Consider the following 1,868-nt stretch of genomic DNA (forward strand, 5'->3'; position numbering starts at 1 on the left):
TTCCTACACCTCGACGGCTGTAAGTCCTACGTCCCTCGGTCGACAACGTTGACCGGCATCCGGCAAGATGCCCCCACTCTGAGGAGACCTGCATGGACCCGTTGTTGGCATTGCGCAATACCACTGGCATCCCCACTGGCACCCGAGACACCTCCCCCGCCGGCTCGAGCCGGCGCCCCACGCTCGTCGGCCTGCCCGGCCGCCCGGCGGCGTCGCTGCAGCCGCAGTTCATGCAGAACAAGCTGCCGCCCGAGACGGCCACGCTGGCCGAAGTGACGGCCGGGCTGCTGAAGGCGCGCGCCGAAGTCGCGCCCAAGTACTTCTACGACAGCCTGGGCTCGCACCTGTTCGAGGCGATCACCGAGCTGCCGGAGTACTACCCGACGCGCACCGAGGCCGCCATCTTCGACCTGCACGCCGGCGAAATGGCCGAGGCGATCGGCCGCGGCATGACGCTGATCGACCTGGGCGCCGGCAACTGCGCGAAGGCGGTGCGGCTGTTCCCCGAGTTCAGGCCGTCGCGCTATGTCGCGATCGACATCTCGGTCGATTTCCTGCGCGAGGCGCTGGCCGGCGTGCAGCGCGCGCACCCGGCACTGAACGTCACCGGCCTGGGCATGGATTTCGCCAATGCGCTGGTGCTGCCGAACGAGCTGCTGCGCGAACGGCCCGTGTTCTTCTACCCCGGCTCGAGCATCGGCAACTTCACGCCCGAGCAGGCGTCGCGGCTGCTGGCCAGTGCCCGCGAGCAGGCGCGCGGCGGCGGCATGCTGATCGGCGTCGACCTGGTGAAGCCGACCCATCTGCTGGAGTCGGCCTACGACGATGCACTGGGCGTCACCGCGGCGTTCAACCGCAACCTGCTGCCGCACCTGAACCGACGCATCGGCACCGACTTCGCGCTGCCCGACTGGCAGCACGTGGCGCGCTTCGACACCGGGCTGTCGCGCATCGAGATGCACCTGCAGGCCGTGCGCGAGCTCGACGTGCGCTGGCCCGGGCACTCCCGGCACTTCGCGGCCGGCGAGCGCATCCACACCGAGAGCTCGTACAAGTACACGGTGGCGAGCTTCGAGGCGCTGCTGCGCGAATCGGGCTTTCGCCAGATGCAGCACTGGACCGATCCGCAGGGCTGGTTCGCGGTGTTCTGGGCGCACGGCTGACGAACCGGGCCGAAGAGCTACGGCGCCGCGTCCGCCCGCAGGTTCAGCGAGCGCACGTAGGCGACGAGGTCGCGCATCTGTTCCTCGGTGAGCTCGGCGCCCCACGGCGGCATGAACGGCGATCGGCCCAGCGCCTGCCCGCCCAGCTTGACGATCAGCCCGAGGTACGCATCGTTCTTGTCGGTGGTGCGCAGGTTGGCCGGCCGCGGGTCGTACAGGCGGGCGGCACGGCCGTTGCCGTCGGCGTTGATGCCGTGGCAGGTGACACAGTAGTTCGCGAACACCAGCCCGCCGCGGAACACCGAGGCGTCGCGGCTGTCGCGCGGCAGCGGCTGGGCCTGCACGCCGCTGGCCCAGCTCAGCAGGCACGCGACGATCAGCGCGCCGATCCACAGGGCGCGGCTGTCGTGCGGCTTCACTTGCCGACCTCGATCACCATGCGCATGTCCGGGTGAACCGCGCACTCGACCTCCACCGTGCCGGGCTTGTCGAGCGTGACCGTCTTCGAGCCGCCCTGGCCGAACGAGCCGAGGTCGAAGCTCTTCGCGTCGGACAACGAGAACACGTTGTGCGCGAACGGATCCTCGTTGACGAACTTGACCGTGTCGCCGACCTTCACCTGGAGCTTCTTCACGGAGAACGCCTTGCCCTTCTGCGCCAGCACGTGCTCGGCGGCACCGGCCGGCAGGCCGGTGAAAAGGCAGG

Annotated in this window: 3 protein-coding genes; 1 reads left to right on the plus strand and 2 read right to left on the minus strand. The window is 69.3% G+C overall.

Annotation, left to right across the window (positions count from 1 at the left end; translation table 11 throughout):
- The first annotated feature begins 92 nt into the window (after window positions 1-92).
- Entirely contained in the window at window positions 93-1,163 is a 1,071-nt protein-coding gene (gene egtD / locus AC1D12_RS32280) for an L-histidine N(alpha)-methyltransferase (RefSeq protein ID WP_477845232.1), read from the plus strand.
- Window positions 1,164-1,180: 17 nt separating this feature from the next.
- Here the strand turns inward: egtD and AC1D12_RS32285 are convergent, their stop codons facing one another.
- Both AC1D12_RS32285 and AC1D12_RS32290 read right to left on the minus strand, forming a co-directional pair.
- Window positions 1,181-1,582, minus strand: coding sequence for a c-type cytochrome (locus tag AC1D12_RS32285; protein ID WP_477829506.1), 402 nt, complete (start codon window positions 1,580-1,582; stop codon window positions 1,181-1,183).
- Window positions 1,579-1,868 (minus strand): cupredoxin domain-containing protein (locus AC1D12_RS32290; RefSeq protein ID WP_477845233.1); only part of this gene is annotated, 290 nt, incomplete at its 5' end. The genes AC1D12_RS32285 and AC1D12_RS32290, both read right to left, overlap by 4 nt.

Source organism: Rhizobacter sp. P1_G5 (assembly GCF_056405435.1).